General features: G+C 67.5%; 18 protein-coding genes. 14 read left to right on the forward strand and 4 right to left on the reverse strand.

The window, feature by feature from the left end; genetic code table 11:
• Window positions 1–201: 201 nt before the first annotated feature.
• Together ACQ1W9_RS00615 and ribA are read right to left on the reverse strand one after the other, a co-directional pair.
• Window positions 202–483 carry a hypothetical protein gene (locus ACQ1W9_RS00615; protein WP_431024848.1) on the reverse strand — a complete coding sequence of 94 codons (282 nt, stop codon included), beginning with the start codon at window positions 481–483 and terminating at the stop codon, window positions 202–204.
• A gap of 99 nt (window positions 484–582) precedes the next feature.
• Window positions 583–1,218: a GTP cyclohydrolase II gene (gene ribA / locus ACQ1W9_RS00620; RefSeq protein WP_431024849.1), complete on the reverse strand. Its 636-nt coding sequence runs from the start codon at window positions 1,216–1,218 to the stop codon at window positions 583–585.
• Window positions 1,219–1,443: 225 nt separating this feature from the next.
• Here ribA and hemE point away from each other — a divergent pair, with 225 nt between their 5' ends.
• Both hemE and ACQ1W9_RS00630 read left to right on the forward strand, forming a co-directional pair.
• Window positions 1,444–2,520: a uroporphyrinogen decarboxylase gene (gene hemE / locus ACQ1W9_RS00625; RefSeq protein ID WP_431024850.1), complete on the forward strand. Its 1,077-nt coding sequence runs from the start codon at window positions 1,444–1,446 to the stop codon at window positions 2,518–2,520.
• Complete coding sequence (locus ACQ1W9_RS00630) at window positions 2,513–2,875, forward strand: VanZ family protein (RefSeq protein ID WP_431024851.1); 363 nt, start codon at window positions 2,513–2,515, stop codon at window positions 2,873–2,875. Before hemE ends, ACQ1W9_RS00630 begins: the two co-directional genes overlap by 8 nt.
• Before the next feature lie 519 nt (window positions 2,876–3,394).
• Here ACQ1W9_RS00630 and ACQ1W9_RS00635 read toward each other — a convergent pair.
• On the reverse strand, window positions 3,395–3,871 hold the full coding sequence (locus ACQ1W9_RS00635) for a hypothetical protein (protein ID WP_431024852.1): 477 nt from the start codon (window positions 3,869–3,871) through the stop codon (window positions 3,395–3,397).
• Window positions 3,872–4,082: 211 nt separating this feature from the next.
• Here ACQ1W9_RS00635 and ACQ1W9_RS00640 point away from each other — a divergent pair, with 211 nt between their 5' ends.
• The 3 genes from ACQ1W9_RS00640 (at window position 4,083) to ACQ1W9_RS00650 (ending at window position 8,620) form a co-directional block, all read left to right on the forward strand.
• Window positions 4,083–4,511, forward strand: a complete 429-nt coding sequence (locus ACQ1W9_RS00640) for a host attachment protein (RefSeq protein ID WP_346061012.1) — start codon at window positions 4,083–4,085, stop codon at window positions 4,509–4,511.
• A gap of 109 nt (window positions 4,512–4,620) precedes the next feature.
• Window positions 4,621–6,507, forward strand: coding sequence for a methyl-accepting chemotaxis protein (locus ACQ1W9_RS00645; RefSeq protein ID WP_431024853.1), 1,887 nt, complete (start codon window positions 4,621–4,623; stop codon window positions 6,505–6,507).
• Window positions 6,497–8,620 (forward strand): methyl-accepting chemotaxis protein, encoded by a 2,124-nt coding sequence (locus ACQ1W9_RS00650; protein WP_431024854.1) that lies wholly within the window; start codon window positions 6,497–6,499, stop codon window positions 8,618–8,620. The genes ACQ1W9_RS00645 and ACQ1W9_RS00650 overlap by 11 nt, the downstream gene beginning before the upstream one ends.
• 63 nt (window positions 8,621–8,683) lie before the next feature.
• On the opposite strand, the gene ACQ1W9_RS00655 is transcribed toward ACQ1W9_RS00650, so the two are convergent.
• A complete protein-coding gene (locus ACQ1W9_RS00655) occupies window positions 8,684–9,610 on the reverse strand; it encodes a LysR family transcriptional regulator (protein ID WP_346061015.1) in 927 nt (308 codons plus the stop codon).
• Between the two features lie 151 nt (window positions 9,611–9,761).
• Here ACQ1W9_RS00655 and ACQ1W9_RS00660 point away from each other — a divergent pair, with 151 nt between their 5' ends.
• The 9 genes from ACQ1W9_RS00660 (at window position 9,762) to ACQ1W9_RS00700 (ending at window position 17,086) form a co-directional block, all read left to right on the forward strand.
• Window positions 9,762–10,538, forward strand: a complete 777-nt coding sequence (locus tag ACQ1W9_RS00660; RefSeq protein WP_346061016.1) for a ferredoxin--NADP reductase — start codon at window positions 9,762–9,764, stop codon at window positions 10,536–10,538.
• Window positions 10,539–10,668: 130 nt separating this feature from the next.
• Window positions 10,669–11,460: a GntR family transcriptional regulator gene (locus ACQ1W9_RS00665; protein ID WP_431024855.1), complete on the forward strand. Its 792-nt coding sequence runs from the start codon at window positions 10,669–10,671 to the stop codon at window positions 11,458–11,460.
• 295 nt (window positions 11,461–11,755) lie between these two features.
• Window positions 11,756–12,073, forward strand: coding sequence for a nitrite reductase small subunit NirD (nirD, locus tag ACQ1W9_RS00670; protein WP_146801682.1), 318 nt, complete (start codon window positions 11,756–11,758; stop codon window positions 12,071–12,073).
• 4 nt (window positions 12,074–12,077) lie between these two features.
• Window positions 12,078–12,386: a recombinase-like helix-turn-helix domain-containing protein gene (locus ACQ1W9_RS00675; RefSeq protein WP_431024856.1), complete on the forward strand. Its 309-nt coding sequence runs from the start codon at window positions 12,078–12,080 to the stop codon at window positions 12,384–12,386.
• 38 nt (window positions 12,387–12,424) lie between these two features.
• Window positions 12,425–13,456 (forward strand): aromatic ring-hydroxylating dioxygenase subunit alpha, encoded by a 1,032-nt coding sequence (locus ACQ1W9_RS00680; protein ID WP_346061019.1) that lies wholly within the window; start codon window positions 12,425–12,427, stop codon window positions 13,454–13,456.
• Between the two features lies 1 nt (window position 13,457).
• Window positions 13,458–14,216 carry an SDR family oxidoreductase gene (locus ACQ1W9_RS00685; RefSeq protein ID WP_431024857.1) on the forward strand — a complete coding sequence of 253 codons (759 nt, stop codon included), beginning with the start codon at window positions 13,458–13,460 and terminating at the stop codon, window positions 14,214–14,216.
• A gap of 8 nt (window positions 14,217–14,224) precedes the next feature.
• Window positions 14,225–15,436: an NAD(P)/FAD-dependent oxidoreductase gene (locus ACQ1W9_RS00690; RefSeq protein WP_431024858.1), complete on the forward strand. Its 1,212-nt coding sequence runs from the start codon at window positions 14,225–14,227 to the stop codon at window positions 15,434–15,436.
• Between the two features lie 51 nt (window positions 15,437–15,487).
• A complete protein-coding gene (locus ACQ1W9_RS00695) occupies window positions 15,488–15,715 on the forward strand; it encodes a DUF2798 domain-containing protein (protein WP_273668330.1) in 228 nt (75 codons plus the stop codon).
• 243 nt (window positions 15,716–15,958) lie between these two features.
• Window positions 15,959–17,086 (forward strand): FAD-dependent monooxygenase, encoded by a 1,128-nt coding sequence (locus ACQ1W9_RS00700; protein WP_431024859.1) that lies wholly within the window; start codon window positions 15,959–15,961, stop codon window positions 17,084–17,086.
• Window positions 17,087–17,122 lie beyond the last annotated feature (36 nt).

Below are 17,122 nucleotides of genomic sequence, written 5' to 3' on the forward strand. Positions count from 1 at the left end.
TTATTGCCCGAGTCGGGCAATAACTTGCCCGGTTTTTTGGGCTGTTCTTCTTTCGGGTATCTCACTATTACTTTTTTACTATTTTGCGTTTCTAATGTTGTCGTGGCGGCGCCATCCTCAGCCTGGCTGAAAGGGCGCCCAAAGCGACCCATGGCGCTACCCACGGCGTGCCGTGGGTAGCGCCAGGTGGTACGAGAAGGGTTAGTGGGCCGCCTGGCGACCCAACGACAGGGGGTTGCCGTTGGCATCCACATGCATGGGCGGCTGATAGCGTTTCAGGCGCAACCAGGCCTGGGCCATGGCCTCGCTGTTGCCAGACAGCAGATGCAGGTTGGCCGGTTCCTGGACCCTGTCGGCCATGCCGCCGTGCTGACTCGTTGGTGCCTGGTTGAGCTCCAGGGCCAGTTCGCTGGCGCGGTCGGCCTGGGCCATCAGGGGCAGGGCCACCAGGGGCAGGGCGATCAGCAGAAGACGTGTTTTCATGACGAGTCCCTCCATAAGGCTGGGAACACAGAGGGCGTCGCGATGGGCGAGAGGCGCATCTCCGACGCTTGTGTCTTAGCCGGCCATGGAGGGAAAACCTTACGACTTGCGTTCGATATCCACGTCGCTGGCCTGGGTGAAGTCGCCCAGGGCCATCATATGGCCGAGCTTGCCGGCCTTGGTGGAGAGGTAGTGCTCGTTATGGGGGTTGAGGCCGGTGGTCAGGGGCACTCGCTCGGCGACCTTGACCCCGGCCTGGGTCAGGGCATCGACCTTGCGGGGATTGTTGGTCATCAGGCGCAGGCCGGTGATGCCCAGGTGCTCGAGCATGGGCACGCAGAGGTCGTAGCGGCGCATATCGGCACCGAAGCCGAGGCGCTCGTTGGCCTCCACGGTGTCGGCGCCCTGATCCTGGAGATGGTAGGCGCGGATCTTGTTGAGCAGGCCGATGCCGCGGCCCTCCTGGCGCAGGTAGAGCAGCACGCCGCGGCCCTCGCTGGCGATGCGCTTGAGGGCTTCCTGGAGCTGGTAGCCACAGTCGCAACGCATGGAGAAGAGCGCATCGCCGGTCAGGCACTCGGAGTGCACCCGCCCCAGTACGGGCTCGCCGTCGCTGATCTCGCCCAGGGTCAGGGCGATATGGTCCTTGCCGGTGGCCTCGTCCTCGAAGCCATGCATGGTAAAGGTCGCCCAGGGGGTGGGCAGCCGGGAGGCGGCGATGAATCGAATCGTCACGGGTTACCTCGTCGTACGGGCGGCGCTCGGGCGCCTGGCCAATCGGGCCATTCTAGCAGGATCGAGGCCGTGGCTCACGGTCTCGACGACAAGGGAGGAGAGAAAGGCGCATCGCTCCGGCCTACCCCCGGGCTCTCTGGTTATTGCAGTCGACCTCTGAACCCGGCGCGACACCCGGGTGGCTTCGGGTACAATGCGGACAAATCTTGTCGAGAGTGAGCCCCCATGGAACTCAAGAACGATCGCTTCCTGCGCGCCCTGGCCCGTCAACCGGTGGACCGCACCCCGGTATGGATGATGCGCCAGGCTGGCCGCTATCTGCCGGAGTATCGCGCCTCCCGGGCCGATGCCGGCAGCTTTATGGACCTGTGCCGCAACCACGACCTGGCCTGCGAGGTGACCCTGCAGCCCCTGGAACGCTATCCGCTGGATGCCGCCATCCTCTTCTCGGATATCCTCACCATTCCCGATGCCATGGGGCTGGGGCTCTACTTCGAGACCGGCGAGGGGCCGAAATTCCGCAAGCCGGTGCGCACCCCGGAAGCCGTGGCGGCGCTGACGGTGCCGGACGCCGAGCGCGACCTGGGCTATGTGATGAAGGCGGTCTCCACCATCCGCTCGGCCCTCAACGGCCGGGTGCCGCTGATCGGCTTCTCCGGCAGCCCCTGGACCCTCGCCACCTATATGGTGGAGGGCGCCTCCAGCAAGGACTTCCGGCATGTGAAGACCATGCTCTATGACACGCCGGACACCATGCACCAGCTGCTGGACACCCTGGCCCAGGCGGTCACCGACTACCTCAATGCGCAGATTCGTGCCGGTGCCCAGGCGGTGCAGATCTTCGATACCTGGGGCGGGGTGCTCTCCACCCCGGCCTATCTGGAGTTTTCGCTGCGTTACATGGAGCAGATCGTCGCCGGCCTCGAACCCGGCCAGGACGGCCGCAAGGTACCGGTGATCCTGTTCACCAAGAATGGCGGCCAGTGGCTGGAGCATATCGCCGGCACCGGCTGTGATGCCCTGGGGCTGGACTGGACCACCGAGCTGGCCGATGCCCGGGCCCGGGTGGGGCACAAGGTGGCGCTGCAGGGCAACCTGGACCCCAATGTGCTGTTCGCCAAGCCCTCGGCGATTCGCGCCGAGGTGGCGCGTATCCTCGACAGCTACGGCACGGGCCCCGGGCATGTCTTCAACCTGGGCCACGGCATCAGCCAGTTCACCGACCCGGAGCATGTCACGGCCTTTATGGATGCCCTGCATGAGCTGAGCCCCGCCTACCATGCCCAGATCGAGCATGACTGAGTCGCTGTGCCGCTGGCATCATCGCCGCCGCTTGTGGGCGGCGGTGGCCCTGGCCGCGGCCCTGCTGATCGCCCTCGGTAGCCTGACCCCGGGCAGCGAGATGCCCCAGTCCCTGCCCTGGGACAAGTTCAATCACTTCGTCGGCTATGCCGGCCTGGCGGGGCTAGTGGGCCTGGCCGGATTGCCCCTGCCCCGGGCCTTCGCCGTGGCGGTGGCCTATGGCATCGCCATCGAGTTGGCCCAGATCCCGGTGCCGGGCCGCAGCGGCGGCGATGGCTGGGATATCCTCGCCAATAGCCTGGGGAGTGGCAGCGCCGTGCTGCTGCTATACGGCCTGCGCCGCCGTTTGGGCTAAGGACACCTCGCCGCTTTCCATAAACCCTGGCTGGGGAGTGGCAGCGCCGTGCTGCTGCTATACGGCCTGCGCCGCCGTTTGGGCTAAGGACACCTCGCCGCTTTCCATAAACCCTGGCTGGGGAGTGGCAGCGCCGTGCTGCTGCTATACGGCCTGCGCCGCCGTTTGGGCTAAGGACACCTCGCCGCTTTCCATAAACCCTGGCTGGGAGTGGCAGCGCCGTGCTGCTGCTATATGGCCTGCGCCGCCGTTTGGGCTAAGGACACCTCGCCGCTTTCCATAAACCCTGGCTGGGGAGTGGCAGCGCCGTGCTGCTGCTATACGGCCTGCGCCGCCGTTTGGGCTAAGGACACCTCGCCGCTTTCCATAAACCCTGGCTGGGGAGTGGCAGCGCCGTGCTGCTGCTATACGGCCTGCGCCGCCGTTTGGGCTAAGGACACTTCGCCGCTTTCCATAAACCCTGGCTGGGTGCCCGCCGATTTTTACCTGACCTTCGCTCGCCGACTTTTCAGGCAACGCCTAGGAGAGGCGGGGCTCGCCTTGGGTGTTGTCGGTCTCGTCGAGACCGCCCTGGAAGTTCAGGGTCGGCTCGCTGGCCTCCTGACGCACCCTGGCCTTGCCCACCACTTCGTCCTCCAGCGTCACCCGACGCGCCTCGCTGGTCCAGGCGCTGTCCGGGTCGTGCACGGCGGGACGGCGAGCATAGGAGCGTGTCATCACCGACTGGGGGGCGAAGCCGCCCTGCCGGGCCGCCAGGTGGTAGGGCAGCAACCATAGCTCCAGCAGCAGCCGCGCCGCCACCATGGCCAACAGCAGCAGGCCGCCGCCCAGGGCCAGGTCGGGCCAGGCCGACAGCCAGGAGGTTTCCCCCAGCCAGGGGGTGTGCGGCAACAGGCGACTCAGGCCATAGGCGAGCAGGCCCAGTTGCAGCAGCAGGTGGCAGAACAGCAGGGTAGAACGGGGCAGGGGATGACGCGGGAAAAGGAATCGACGCATGGCTAGCCTTCCTGGAGTTGGCGGTGCGGAGACGCTCGGCTTCCTGCCGATGCTGGGATGCTACCCCAGTTCGTGGCTCGGCGCAGCCTCCGCGGCGGGGGAAGTTGACGCCTTCCCGGGGCCTTGCCACGCTCCATAAGAGGCCTGGACGCTGTCGAAAAACCGACGCCTCTGGCCTCGCCTGTTCCCTTTGCCTTGCCAAGGAGTTCCCATGACGACCTATATCGTGGTGGCCGACGCGGCGCGCGCCCGCGTCTTTACCCGTGAGGGACTGAAGCTGGAAGAGAAGGAGAGCCTGGTGCATGCCGAGGGGCGCCTGCACGAGGGTGACCTGGTGACCGATGGCGGTGGCGAGGTGCATGAATCCATGGCGCGCACCTCGCGAACCTCGGGGGGAGAGAGTGTCGCCTCCCATCATCAGGCGGAAATCTTCGCCAAGCAGGTGGCGGAGTGTATCTATCGTGCCCGGGTCGGTAATCATCTGCGCAAGCTGATCCTGGTGGCTCCGCCCCGTTTCCTGGGCATCCTGCGAGACAAGCTGGATGCTGCGACCCACAAGTTGTTGATTCATTCCCTGCCCAAGGACCTCTCCAAGGCGTCCCTGGCGGATATTCAGGAGGCGGTCAGCGATATGCGTTGAGGCGAACGCTAAAGCTCGTCGGGGGCTTGGCCGATAAATAAGCGCAATGCCGGCGCATGGCACCCGTGTGCCGGCGGCCATAAGAACTCCCCGACGAGCGAGACCCCGCATGCTGACATCCCTGCGCACCCGCATCCTGATTGCCGCCGTGGTGGTCATCACCCTGGCCTTGGTGATCAATGGCGTGGCCAGTTACTTCACCCTGCAGTCCCATAACGACCGCCAGATCGCCCAGCAGCTCGATGCCACCGCCGAGGGTCATGCCCAGGCCGTCGGCGAGTGGATCGAGGCGCGCCGGGCCATGGCCGCCGCCGCCGAGGATGCCGCCTTCGGCGACGATCCCCTGTCGTCGCTCCAGCAACTGGCCGCCTCCGGTGGTTTCCTGTCCACCTATGTGGCCGATCCCCGCAGTGGCGACATGGTGACCTCCGATGGCTGGGTGCCCCCCGCCGACTACGATCCCCGCGTGCGGCCCTGGTATCGCGGGGCCGAGGCCGCCGGTGAGACCATCGTCACGCTGCCCTATGTGGATGCCAACACCGGCCAACTGGTGGTGACCATTGCCCATCCCTTCTACCGGGACGGCCGCCTGCACGCCGTGCTGGGTGGCGATATCGTTATCGACACCATCGTCGAGGGGGTCGCCGAGATCCGCCCCTCCGCCGAGAGCTTTGCCTTCCTGGTGACCGGCGACGGCACCCTGATCGCCCATCCGGATCCGGCCCTCTCCCTGGAGCCTTCCAGTCGCCTCAACCCGGCCTTGGAGGCCGATTTCCTGAACGGGCTGCCTGCCGCGAGCACGCCGCCGCTGCTGGAGCTCGATGGCCGCGAGCGACTGCTGGGGAGCCGGCCCATCGCCGGCACCGACTGGCAACTGGTGGTGGCCCTGGACGAACACGAGGCCACCGCCGGCCTGCGCGCCATCCTCGGTACCTCGGCCCTGACCCTGGTGCTGGTGGCTCTGGGGGCGGTGCTGGTGCTGGGTGCGCTGCTCAAGGTGGTGTTCCGTCGCCTGCAGCTGGCTCGGGATGCCATGGGGGACGTGGCCAGTGGCGAAGGGGACCTGACCCGTCGCCTGCCGGAGGAGGGCCAGGACGAGGTGGCCCAGATCGCCCAGGCCTTCAACCGTTTCGTGGCCAAGATGGAGGCGGTGATGATGACCATTCGCGACAGCAGCGAGTCGGTGCGCATCGCCGCCAACGAGATCGCCAGCGGCGGCCAGGACCTGTCGCGGCGCACCGATAGCGCCGCCTCCAGCCTGCAGCAGACCTCCGCCTCCATGGAGGAGATCACCGGCACCGTGGCGCAGACCGCCGACTCCGCCCAGGAGGCCAACCAGCTGGCGCTCTCCGCCTCCCAGGTGGCGGCCCGGGGCGGCCAGGTGGTGGGCGAGGTGGTCACCACCATGGACGCCATCGGCGACTCCTCGCGACAGATCGCCGAGATCGTCAACGTGATGGACGGCATCGCCTTCCAGACCAACCTGCTGGCGCTCAACGCCTCGGTGGAGGCGGCCCGGGCCGGTGAGCAGGGCCGCGGCTTCGCGGTGGTGGCCGGCGAGGTGCGTAACCTGGCCAGCCGCAGTGCCAATGCGGCCCAGGAGATCAAGGCGCTGATCGAGGCCTCGGACACCCGGGTCAAGGACGGTGCCAGCCTGGTGAGCCAGGCCGGCGAGACCATGCAGGAGATCGTCGCCAGCGTGACCCGGGTCACCGATGTGCTGGGCGAGATCAACGCCGCCGCCGGCGAGCAGCGCGATGGCATCGGCCAGGTCAATGTGGCGGTCACCGAGCTGGACGGCATGACCCAGCAGAATGCCGCCCTGGTGGAGGAGTCCACCACCGCCGCCGAGCAGCTCAAGGAGCAGGCGGATCGCCTGGCCGAGGCGGTCGGTGCCTTTACCCTGTCCCAGTCCGCGGCATCGGAGCGGCCCAGCCTGCCGCGAACCCCGGCGACCGCTATGCCTTCCCAGGAGTTGGAACACCATGCATTTTAAATCCCTGCGCTGGTTCGTGGTGGCCCTGGCCGGCGCCTGCCTGCTGGTCGTGGCCCTGGCCCTGGTGGCCTATGCCCTGATCGCGTCATCCCGCACTCAGCAGACGGTGGCGACCCATACCCAGGCGCTGATGGAGGGCGCCGTCGATGAGCGCCTGGCGGTACTGGCCGAGGCCCAGGCGGTGGAAATACGGCGGCGCCTCGAGGAGCCGCTGCGGGTCGCCGAGATGCTGGCCCGGACCAATGCCCTGATGGGACGCGAAGACGCCCAGGGGCGCCCCCTGCTGTGGATGGATCGCGACGAACTCTCCACCCTGATGCGCGAGACCCTGGCGGCCTACCCCGATCTGGTCGATGTCTATATCGGCTGGGAGCCCGATGCCTTCGATGTGGATCGCTTCCATGCGGGGCGCGAGGCGGATGGCTACGAGGCGGCAACGGGCCGCTACATGCCCTGGTGGTACCGGGACGCCGACGGCACTATCGCGGTGTTGCCCCTGGGGGATATGGAGAGCGAGACGCTGCTGCCCAGCGGTGGGCGCGAGGGGGAGTACTACCTCTGCGTGCGCGAGACCCAGGCACCCTGCATTATCGATCCGGCCGCCTACGAGTTCGGTGACCAGACCCTGATGGTCACCTCCTTCAATGTGCCGGTGATGGTGGAGGGCGACTTCCGCGGGGTGGCCGGTGCCGATCTCTCGGTGGACTTTATCCAGGGCCTGCTGGAGGCGGCCAATGCGGAGCTCTACGATGGCGCCGGCGAGATGGCCCTGGTGGCCGCCGGCGGTGGGGTGGTGGCCCATAGCGGTGCGGCCGAGCGTCTCGGCGAGTCCGCCGAGGCGGTGATGGGCGAGCGGGTGGCCGGCCATCTGGCCGCGGCCCGGCGCGATGGCGAGATGGTCGGCGTCGAGGCCGAAGGGCTGCTGGAGCGCTACCTGCCCTTCCGCATCGGCGATACCCCGACCCAGTGGACCCTGGCCATTCGCCTGCCGGAGGCGGCGGTGCTGGCCGAGCTCAACGCCCTGCAGGGCGTGCTCGCCGAGCAGCGCCGCCACGACGCCCTGGGCATGAGCCTGGTGGGGGCCCTGCTGGCGGCCCTGGGGCTGCTGGCCCTGGCCTGGGTCGGCGGACGCATCGCCCGGCCGCTGCGTGAATTGGCGAGCCGCATGCGGGAGATCGCCTCGGGCGATGGCGACCTGACCCAGCGCCTGCCGGTGCGCGGCCGCGACGAGGGGGCTCAGTTGGCCACCCAGTTCAACGCCTTCGCCGACAAGATCCATGACGTCCTGGTGGAGGTGCGTCACAGCAGCGAATCGGTGCGCGTCGCCGCCGCGGAGATCGCCAGCGGCGGCCAGGACCTGTCGCGGCGCACCGATAGCGCCGCCTCCAGCCTGCAGCAGACCTCCGCCTCCATGGAGGAGATCACCGGCACCGTGGCGCAGACCGCCGATTCCGCCCAGCAAGCCAACCAACTGGCGCTCTCCGCCTCCCAGGTGGCGGCCCGGGGCGGCGAGGTGGTGGGCGAGGTGGTTACCACCATGGACGCCATCGGCGACTCCTCGCGGCAGATCGCCGAGATCGTCAACGTGATGGATGGCATCGCCTTCCAGACCAACCTGCTGGCGCTCAACGCCTCGGTGGAGGCGGCCCGGGCCGGCGAGCAGGGCCGCGGCTTCGCGGTGGTGGCCGGCGAGGTACGCAACCTGGCCAGCCGCTCGGCCTCCGCGGCCCAGGAGATCAAGGCGCTGATCGAGGCTTCGGATAGCCGGGTCAAGGACGGTGCCAGCCTGGTGGCCCAGGCCGGCGAGACCATGCAGGAGATCGTCGCCAGCGTGACCCGGGTCACCGATGTGCTGGGCGAGATCAACGCCGCCGCCGGCGAGCAGCGCGACGGTATCGGCCAGGTCAATGTGGCGGTCACCGAGCTGGATAGCATGACCCAGCAGAACGCCGCCCTGGTGGAGGAGTCCACCACCGCTGCCGGCCATCTCCAGGAGCAGGCGGATCGCCTGGCCGAGATCGTCGGCGGCTTTACCCTGCGCATGGAGGCCCAGTCGGCGGCGTCGCTGGCGGCCCCCGAGGAGACGCCTCGGCGGCTCCCCGAGCCGGCCTGATCCTTCGGTCGCATCACGCCAAGCCCCGGGCCTCTTGCCCGGGGCTTGGCGTTTGTGCCTCAGTCACGGGTAATAGGGCAGGGCGATCTGGTCGCTGCGCTCGACGCCCTCGGTCAACTGCCGGCACAGCTTGAGGAACTCGCGCATCCCGGTGGTCAGGTACTTGTGACGGTGCCAGATAAAGGCGAACTGGCGGCGCAGGTCCAGCTCCGGGGTGGCGATGGGCACCAGGCTGCCGCGGCGGAAGGCATCGCGCAGCGCCAGCCGCGACACGCAGCCGATACCCAGCCCCGACTCCACGGCGCGCTTGATGCCCTCGGTATGCTCCAGTTCCAGCAGGGTATTGAAGCGCCCGCGGCGGTGGCGGGCGGCGTGTTCCAGGGTCAGGCGGGTGCCGGAGCCCGGCTCGCGCATGATCCAGGCCTCGCGCATCAGCCGCTCCAGGGGCACCGCCTCGGCCCCCGCCAGGGGGTGCTCGGGGCCGCAGAACACCACCAGCTCGTCCTCCACCCAGGACTGCATCACCAGGTCCTCGTGCTGGCAGTCCCCCTCGATCAGCCCCAGGTCCAGCTCGTGCTGGACGATACGCTCGATGATGCCCTGGGTATTGCGCACCGAGAGGCGTACCCGGCTGCCCGGGTGGCGCTGCATGAAATCGCCGATCAGCAGGGTGGCCAGGTAGTTGCCGATGGTCAGGGTGGCACCCACGTCCAGGGAGCCGACGCCGTGCTGGCCGCGCAGCAGCTCCTCGATCTCCTCGGCGCGATCGAGCAGCGCCACCGCCTTGGGCAGCAACTGGAAGCCCAGGGCGTTGAGCCGCAGGCGCTTGCCGATCCGGTCCAGCAGTTGGCAGTCGAACTGGCGCTCCAGCTCCGCCAGGGCGGTGCTGGCCGCCGACTGGGAGAGGGCCAGGGCGCGGGCCGCCCGGGAGACGCTCTCGTGCTGGGCCACGGCCACGAAGACCTCCAGCTGACGCAGGGTATAGCGCATATGTGCCTCGCTCGGCAGGATCTCATATCTATATTATAGATAAGCTTTATCCATACAATCCATTTAACAGATATGTCATCGGCTCTTAGAATTAGCACAAAGATCAGCTTAGTCGCCTTATGCGCTAATCGAATATGAGAAGGAGTCGGTCGTGAGCAAGTTTGCCCAGGAAGAAGTCCTCAGCGTTCACCACTGGAACGACACCCTGTTCAGCTTCCGTACCACCCGTGAGCGCAGCCTGCGCTTCAAGAACGGCCAGTTCGTGATGATCGGCCTGGAGGTGGACGGCAAGCCGTTGATGCGCGCCTACTCCATCGCCAGCCCCAATTACGAGGATCACCTGGAGTTCTTCAGCATCAAGGTGCCGGACGGCCCCCTGACCTCGCGGCTCCAGCACCTCAAGGTCGGCGACCATATCATGGTCAGCCGCAAGCCCACCGGCACCCTGGTGTGTGACGACCTGCTGCCGGGGCGCAACCTCTACTGCCTGTCGACGGGCACGGGGCTCGCGCCTTTTATGAGCCTGATCCAGGACCCGGAGGTCTACGAGCGCTTCGAGAAGATCGTGCTGGTGCACGGCGTGCGTACCGTCAGCGAGCTGGCCTACGCCGACTTTATCACCAAGGAGCTGCCGGCCCACGAGTACCTGGGCGAGGAGATCAGCGAGAAGCTGGTCTACTACCCCACCGTGACCCGGGAGGAGTTCCACACCATGGGCCGCCTCACCGATCATATCCGCGACGGCAAGCTGTTCGCCGACACCGGCCTGCCGCCCATCGATCCCAAGCAGGATCGCGCCATGATCTGCGGCAGCCCGGCCATGCTCGACGAGACCAGCGCCCTGCTCGACGACCTGGGCTTCAAGATATCCCCGCGCATGGGCGAGCCCGGCGACTATGTGATCGAGCGCGCCTTCGTCGAAAAGTAAGCGTCACGTCATAGACTGGAAGAAAAACCGCCCCCATGGCTCTGTCATGGGGGCGGTTCGCTTTGAGTTGGCTTCCCGCCGGCGTTGAGGCTGGTAGAATGCCGCCACTCACTATCGTGAAGGCGCTGCCGTGTTGATCCCGCTAGCCGAGCGTGTCGCTCGTCACCTCGAGGCCTCCCCTCGCACCCCCAAGTACCTCTGCCTGCGCGATGCCCTGGTCGAGCTGATCAACGAGGGCGAGCTGCCCGAGGGCACCCGGCTGCCCACCGAGCAGGCCCTGGCCGAGGCCCTGCCGCTGAGCCTGGGCACGGTGCAGAAGGCGCTGCGCGACCTGGTGGAGAGCGGCGAGCTCACTCGCCGTCGGCGCCTGGGCACCTTCGTGGCCGGCGGCGATCATCGCCGCGAGATCACCACCCCGGCCTTCCACTTCCTGCGCCCCGATGGCTCTCCGGTCAAGCTGGTCTTTATTCGCCTGCTCAGGCGCGAGGCCCTGACTCGCCGGGGTGTCTGGGAAACGGTGCTGGGGGCGTGCGAGAGCGGCTACCTGCATCTGGTGCGCCAGGACCGTATCGATGGCACCTTCGACTGCTATACCGAGATCTACCTGCGCGCCGACCAGGCCGGCGAGCTGATGCGCCTGTCTGCCGAGGCCCTGGAGCACGAGAGCGTCCTGCCGTTGCTGCAGCGCCTGGGGGTGGCGCCGGTCCTGGCCGATAATCGTATCGGCCAGGGGCGTTTGCCCAAGGCGGTGGCCCGGGCCATCGTGCCGGAGCTGGCCGAGGCCCCGCCCCCCGGGATGCGCCTGGAGACCCGCTACCAGGACGCCGAGGGGCGCACCCTGGCGTGGCAGATTATGTACATTCCCCCCAATGATTACCGGCTGACCCTGACCACTCAGCTCCGCCAGTTCGCCGAAGGGTAGAAACCGGGCTTCGCCCGAAGCTTGAAGCCATAAGCGGGAAGCTAGAAGAAAACCCCTTGCCCCTTGCCCCTTGCCCCTTGCCCCTTGCCCCTTGCCCCTTGCCCCTTGCCCCTTGCCCCTTGCCCCTTGCCCCTTGCCCCTTGCCCCTTGCGTCTTCTTCCTATGAATACTATATAGTATTGACAGGCGAGGCGGCTCGGCTATACTCGTCTGCATAGGATCAAATAATAAATCGTGTTTCATTATTGATACGCGAACACGGACGACCCACGCATCCAATGATGAGGACGGCCCCATGAGTTGGACCCCTGTCTGCAAGACCGATCAGGTGCAGGAAGACTTCCCCTTCTCCGCCAAGCTGGGCGACAAGGAGATCGGCGTCTATGTGCTGGACGGCGAATACTACGCCCTCGAGGACGTCTGCCCCCACGCCTATGCACTGCTCTCCCAGGGCTTCGTCGAGGATGGCCAGGTGGAGTGCCCGCTGCATGAGGCGGTATTCGACATCAAGACCGGCAAGTGCCTGCGCGAGCCCGCCGACCGGGACCTGCATGTCTACCCGGTGCGCATCATCGACGACGAAATTCAGCTGCAAGTCAGCGAGGAGGCCTGAGCCCATGTCCACCACCCTCGACCATAACCCCGAGCTCAAGACCTGGGCGCGCATCATCCCCTCCTCGGAGCCGGGTCAGGGTCATATCGAGCGCCCCGGCGGCTTCGATAACCGGGTCTGGCAGAACCGCCAGCGCGCCCCGGAGGCCTTCGAGCTGGCCCTGGTGGCGGCCCTGGAGGCCGTCTTCGAGAGTGGCGCCAGCGAGCTCGAGGCGGTGATCGCCGGGCTCAACGAGCGCCATAGCCAGGATCGCCAGGGCCGGCCCTGGACCCGGGAGAGCTTCCTCCAGGAGATGGCGGTGCTGGGCCAGTAAGGCCACGCCCCGAGACAACGATAATCAAGGTGAGAGAGATGACGACAGCCGCTTCCATGGACGCCGACGTCCAAGACTATCTCGATACCGGCCTGCGCTCCCTGTGGTACCCGGTGGTGGCCAGCTGGGAGGTGGGCAGCAACCCCCTGGGCATCACCCGCCTGGGCGAAAACCTGGCCCTGTGGCGCGACCACGACGGCGTGGTGCACGCCATCGAGGATCGCTGCCCCCATCGCGGTGCCCGCCTCTCCAAGGGCTGGAACCTGGGCAACCGCCTGGCCTGCTGGTACCACGGGGTCGAGGTGGACGGCGAAGGCACCGTCTGTGACGTGCCGGCGATCAGCAACAGCCCCATGGTGGGCACCTCCTGCGTGCGCCACTACCCGGTGCAGGAGGCCCAGGGCGCCATCTTCGTCTTCTTTGGCACTACCCCAGACGAGGAACCGCCGGCGCTGGAGCTGCCCGAGCAGCTCACCGACGAGGCCAGCTACGGCCACTTCCTGTGCACCGCGACCTGGAAGTGCAACTACCAGTATGCGGTGGACAACGTCATGGACCCCATGCACGGCACCTACCTGCATGCCGACTCCCACTCCATGGCCGAGGGCGATCGCCAGGCGGAGATGGTGCTGGAGCCTACCGAGACCGGCTTCATCTTCAAGAAGACCGGCCAGACCGGGGTCAACTTCGACTGGGTGGAGTACGGCAACAGCGGGGCCCTCTGGCTGCGCCTGTCGATCCCCTACCAGCAGCGCTTCGGGCCGGGCGGCCCCTTCTGGATCGTCGGCATGGCGGTCCCCGAGGACCAGGAGCACACTCGGGTGTTCTTCTGGCGGGTGCGCAAGGTCGACGGCTGGCAGCGCCAGGTGTGGCGCTTCTTCTACCGCACCAAGCTCGAGGGCCTGCACTGGGACGTGCTGGAGCAGGATCGCGTCATCCTCGAGAACCTGGCCCCGGATGCCCGTCATCACGAGAACCTCTACCAGCACGACGTGGGCCTCTCGCGGCTGCGCCGGGTGATGCTGAAGATGGCCAAGGCGCAGCTCGCCAAGCGCCGGGAGGCGGCCTGAGATGGCCGCTCATGGGCTGGCCGGCAAGCGGCTGATGGTCACCGGCGCCGCCCGCGGCCTGGGGCGTAGCATCGCCGAGGCTGCCGCCGCCGAGGGCGCGCGCCTGGTGATCAGCGATATCCTCGAGGCGGAGCTGACCCAGGCCGCCGCGGCGCTGCGCGAGGGCGGCGCCGAGGTGGAGGCGCTGGTGATCGATCAGGGCGATGCCGCCTCCATCGAGGCGGGCATGGCCCGGGTCGCCGAGGGCGGGGTCCTGGATGGCCTGGTCAATAACGCCGCCATCGCCACCAATGTGGGCGGCAAGACCCTGGACGAGTACGACCCCGAGCTGTGGGACCGGGTGATGGCGGTGAACGTGCGTGGGGTCTGGCAGATGACCCGGGCGGCGCGGCCGCTGCTGGCCCGGGCCAGGCGCGGCAAGGTGGTCAATGTGGCCTCCGACACCGCCCTCTGGGGGGCGCCGCGGCTGATGGCCTATGTGGCCAGCAAGGGCGCGGTGATCTCGATGACCCGGGCCATGGCCCGGGAGCTGGGCGAGCAGGGCATCTGCATCAACGCCATCGCCCCGGGGCTGACCCACTGCGAGGCTACCGAGTACGTGCCCGAGGAACGCTACGCCCACTATGCCGCCGGGCGCGCCCTCAAGGAGGAGCAACAGCCCGAGGACATCGACGGCACCGTGCTCTACCTGCTCTCTGACTGGTCGAACTTCGTGACCGGCCAACTGATCCCCATCAACGGCGGCTTCGTCTTCAACTAGGGGGAAGGATGATGTCCAGCGAGGAGATTTCCCGCATCGTGGTGATCGGCGGTGGCCAGGCCGGCGGCTACGCCTGCAAGGCGCTGCGCGGTGAGGGCTATACCGGCCGTCTCACCGTGGTGGCCGACGAGCCCCACGACTTCTACGAACGGCCGCCGCTCTCCAAGGGCGTGGTCACCGAGGGCGAGCCGCTGCCGCGGCTCTTCCCGGAGGACAGCCTGGCGGCCCTCGATATCGACTGGCAACGCCCCAAGCGGGCCACGGCCATCGATCGGCAGGCCCGGGAGGTGGTGCTCAATGACGGCGAGCGCCTGCCCTACGACCGGCTGCTGATCGCCACCGGCAGCCGGCCCCGCATGCCGGTGCGCGAGTGGGCGGAAATCGGCAATGTCATGACATTGCGCACCTGGGACGACGCCTCCCGGCTCAAGGCGCGGCTCGGCGAGAGTCGCCGCCTGGGGGTGATCGGCGGCGGCTGGATCGGCCTGGAGGTGGCCTCCAGCGCCCGCAAGCTGGGGCTCGAGGTGGACGTCTTCGAACGCGCCCCGGCACTCTGCGGGCGCAGCGTGGGGCCGGAGGTGGCCGAGACCATCCGCGGGCTCCACGAGCGCCACGGCGTGGGCCTGGCGCTGAACCGCCAGGACATCCAGTTGAGCGAGGCGGGCGACGGCCGGGTGTCGATCAGCGCCGATGGCGAGGCTCACGAGCCCTATGACCTGGTGGTGGTGGGCGTCGGCGTCGAGATCAACCTGGAGCTGGCCCGCGAGGCCGGGCTCAGGACCGAGCAGGGCATCGTGGTGGACGCCGCCGGGCAGACCTCGGACCCGCTAATCTTCGCCGCCGGTGACGTCTCCCAGCACCCCCAGCTAGGGCTCTGCCTGCAGTCCTGGGCCTATGCCCAGAACCAGGCCCGGGTGGTCGCCGATGCCATGCTCGGCAAGGCGGCCCACTACGACGAGCCGGCCTGGCTATGGTCCGATCAGCACGGGGTCAATATCCAGATCCTCGGCGTGCCGAGCGGCGAGCTCCAGTGCGTGGTGCGCCGGGAGGCCCAGGGGCCGGTGTTCTTCTACCTCGACGATGCGCAGTGCCTGGTGCAGATGGTGGCCTTCGACCAGCCGCGGGCCATCAAGCTGGGCAAGCGCTGGATCGCCGCCGGGCGGGTGCTGGACGCGGCCCAGTTGGCCGATCCCGACTTCAACCTGATGTCGCTGCGTTAAGCGCATGACCCGGGAGGGGGCGCCGCGTCCCCTCCCGCCCCGGGAGTCCCTATGCTGATCCCGTCCCGCTACGGCCACTGGGTCGTCTCCGTGTTGATGACCACCTATATGGCGGGGCTGATGACCCTGGTCATCACCCTGGTCAATACCGGCCTGGATGCGGGTTTCCCCGGCCGCTGGGGCCGGTCCTTCCTGATCTCCTGGCCGATCGCCTTCGGCCTGATCACCCTGGGACGGCCACTGGTCCTGCGCCTGGCCGACAAGCTGATCCGTCACTGATCCCTCGATCGCCGCCCTCGTGACTCGAGGGCGGCCGTCGGCGATTTCGATGTTTGACAAAGTCCCGGGCCCGACCTACAGTCTGACTATCAAATAATAAACTCTGTTTTATATGTGAAACATTCGGCGAAATAGAGATAGACAGCAGAGACAAGGACGGCAGGACCTGCGCACTTCCCTGGCGCATCCCGGGAGCCGAGGCTCCCTCCAGGACGTTCCCAGTAGCTCAGAAACAGGTGGGGTATGACAAAGCTAAGAATCGGTATCTGTGGTGGTGGTGTGGGCGGCCTCTGTGCGGCCATCGCCCTGCGTGAGGCGGGCCATGAGGCCATCGTCTTCGAGCAGGCCAAGCAGTTCCTGCGCATCGGCGCCGACGTGAACCTGACGCCCAATGCGGTGCGTGCCCTGGATCGCCTGGGCGTGGGCGAGGTGCTGCGGGAAACCGCGGCGCGGCCCACCCATCGCCTGAGCCGCACCTGGGACAGCGGCGAGATCACCTCCAGGCTGCCCATGAGCGATGCCGCCGAGGAGAAGTATGGCGCGCCTCAGCTGACCATTCACCGCGGCGACCTGCTCAAGGCCCTGGAGGCGAAACTGCCGGCGTCGGCGATTCGCCTGGGCAGCAAGGTGGCCAGCGTCGAGGCCGGCGAGCAGCCGGTGGTGCACTTCGAGGATGGCAGCCGCGAGACCCTGGATGTGGTGATCGGCGGCGATGGCATTCACTCCGCGGTGCGTCGCTCCCTGTTCGGCGACGATAGCCCCGAGTTCACCGGCCTGGTCTCCTACCGGGCGGTGGTGCCGCGCTCGGCGGTGCCCGAGGTGGAGAACCTGGACGCCTTCACCAAGTGGTGGGGCGAGACCGCCGACAGCCAGGTGGTGGTCTTCCCGCTGACCCGCGGCGAGGAGGTCTTTATCTTCGCCACCACGCCCCAGGAGGGCTGGCGCGAGGAGTCCTGGACCCTGCCCGGCGACGTGGATGAGTTGCGTGAGGTCTACCGGGATTTCCATCCCGACGTGCGTGCCCTGCTGGCGGCCTGCGATAGCGTGACCAAGTCGGCCCTCTATGTGCGCGAGCCCATGGAACGCTGGTCCGAGGGCCATGTGACCATCCTCGGCGATGCCGCCCACCCCATGGTGCCCTTTATGGCCCAGGGCGCCTGCATGGCCATCGAAGATGCCGTGGTGCTGTCGCGCTGCCTGGCCGAGGCCGAGCGCGACGAGGTGCCGGCGGCCCTGGCCCGTTACGAGCAGGCCCGCCGCGAGCGTACCGCCCAGGTACAACGCGGCTCCCGCGCCAACGATTGGCTCAAGGGCGAGGGCAATGCCGACTGGGTCTATGGCTATGATGCCTGGGGCGTGGCCCTGGACTGAGTGACGAGCGCTGGATCGACAACGACGAGAGTCACA

The organism is Halomonas sp. H5, assembly GCF_050613175.1.
GTDB lineage: Bacteria > Pseudomonadota > Gammaproteobacteria > Pseudomonadales > Halomonadaceae > Bisbaumannia > Bisbaumannia salifodinae.

Excerpts from the sequence above, each read along its gene's own strand:
- ACQ1W9_RS00615 (WP_431024848.1), bottom strand. The coding sequence starts at position 483 with ATGAAAACACGTCTTCTGCTGATCGCCCTGCCCCTGGTGGCCCTGCCC.
- hemE (WP_431024850.1), top strand. The coding sequence starts at position 1,444 with ATGGAACTCAAGAACGATCGCTTCCTGCGCGCCCTGGCCCGTCAACCG.
- ACQ1W9_RS00630 (WP_431024851.1), top strand. The coding sequence starts at position 2,513 with ATGACTGAGTCGCTGTGCCGCTGGCATCATCGCCGCCGCTTGTGGGCG.
- ACQ1W9_RS00635 (WP_431024852.1), bottom strand. The coding sequence starts at position 3,871 with ATGCGTCGATTCCTTTTCCCGCGTCATCCCCTGCCCCGTTCTACCCTG.
- ACQ1W9_RS00640 (WP_346061012.1), top strand. The coding sequence starts at position 4,083 with ATGACGACCTATATCGTGGTGGCCGACGCGGCGCGCGCCCGCGTCTTT.
- ACQ1W9_RS00645 (WP_431024853.1), top strand. The coding sequence starts at position 4,621 with ATGCTGACATCCCTGCGCACCCGCATCCTGATTGCCGCCGTGGTGGTC.
- ACQ1W9_RS00650 (WP_431024854.1), top strand. The coding sequence starts at position 6,497 with ATGCATTTTAAATCCCTGCGCTGGTTCGTGGTGGCCCTGGCCGGCGCC.
- ACQ1W9_RS00655 (WP_346061015.1), bottom strand. The coding sequence starts at position 9,610 with ATGCGCTATACCCTGCGTCAGCTGGAGGTCTTCGTGGCCGTGGCCCAG.
- nirD (WP_146801682.1), top strand. The coding sequence starts at position 11,756 with ATGAGTTGGACCCCTGTCTGCAAGACCGATCAGGTGCAGGAAGACTTC.
- ACQ1W9_RS00675 (WP_431024856.1), top strand. The coding sequence starts at position 12,078 with ATGTCCACCACCCTCGACCATAACCCCGAGCTCAAGACCTGGGCGCGC.
- ACQ1W9_RS00680 (WP_346061019.1), top strand. The coding sequence starts at position 12,425 with ATGACGACAGCCGCTTCCATGGACGCCGACGTCCAAGACTATCTCGAT.
- ACQ1W9_RS00685 (WP_431024857.1), top strand. The coding sequence starts at position 13,458 with ATGGCCGCTCATGGGCTGGCCGGCAAGCGGCTGATGGTCACCGGCGCC.
- ACQ1W9_RS00690 (WP_431024858.1), top strand. The coding sequence starts at position 14,225 with ATGATGTCCAGCGAGGAGATTTCCCGCATCGTGGTGATCGGCGGTGGC.
- ACQ1W9_RS00695 (WP_273668330.1), top strand. The coding sequence starts at position 15,488 with ATGCTGATCCCGTCCCGCTACGGCCACTGGGTCGTCTCCGTGTTGATG.
- ACQ1W9_RS00700 (WP_431024859.1), top strand. The coding sequence starts at position 15,959 with ATGACAAAGCTAAGAATCGGTATCTGTGGTGGTGGTGTGGGCGGCCTC.